The following is an 869-nucleotide window of genomic DNA, read 5'->3' as shown; positions in this document are numbered from 1 at the left end:
TACAACGGCCGACAACTCGTCTACGCCACCACCCACGACACCGGCACCCGATGGGGATCGATGAACTTCAGCCTGTTCACGAACTGGTCCGAGATGGCCTCCGCCAGCCAGAACACCATGAACTCCGCCACCGTCGCACCCACCCTGTTCTACTTCGCCCCCCGCAACATCTGGGTCCTGGCCTACCAGTGGGGCGGCACCGCCTTCTCCTACCGCACCTCCACCGACCCCACCAACCCCAACGGCTGGTCCGCCGCCCAAACCCTCTTCACCGGCAGCATCACCGGCTCCGGCACCGGCCCCATCGACCAGACCCTCATCGCCGACAGCACCACCATGTACCTCTTCTTCGCCGGCGACAACGGCAAGATCTACCGCGCCAGCATGCCCATCGGCAACTTCCCCGGCAACTTCGGCTCCACCTACACCACCATCATGAGCGACACCACCAACAACCTCTTCGAAGCCGTCCAGGTCTACAAACTCCAAGGCCAAACCCGCTACCTCATGCTCGTCGAAGCCATCGGCTCCCAAGGCCGCTACTTCCGCTCCTTCACCGCCACCAGCCTCGGCGGCACCTGGACCCCCCAAGCCGCCACCGAAAACAACCCCTTCGCCGGCAAAGCCAACAGCGGCGCCACCTGGACCAACGACATCAGCCACGGCGAACTCATCCGCACCAACGCCGACCAAACCTTCACCGTCGACCCCTGCAACCTCCAACTGCTCTACCAAGGCCGATCCCCCAACTCCGGCGGAGACTACGGCCTCCTGCCCTACCGACCCGGCCTCCTCACCCTGCAACGCTGACACCACCACGACAGGGCGGGCCCGGCACACCACCGGGCCCGCCCTGTCGTCGCGTGCGG

The 869-nt window shown here is 65.5% G+C and carries 1 protein-coding gene; it reads left to right on the top strand.

Annotation, left to right across the window (positions count from 1 at the left end; genetic code table 11):
• A partial coding sequence (locus tag F8271_RS31545; RefSeq protein WP_255473776.1) for a non-reducing end alpha-L-arabinofuranosidase family hydrolase occupies positions 1 to 810 on the top strand: 810 nt, incomplete at its 5' end.
• Between the last annotated feature and the right edge of the window lie 59 nt (positions 811 to 869).

It is taken from the genome of Micromonospora sp. ALFpr18c (genome assembly GCF_008868155.1).
Lineage (GTDB): Bacteria > Actinomycetota > Actinomycetes > Mycobacteriales > Micromonosporaceae > Micromonospora.
Note: the sequence above shows the minus strand (reverse complement) of the source record. Positions and strands in the feature narration are given on the sequence as shown.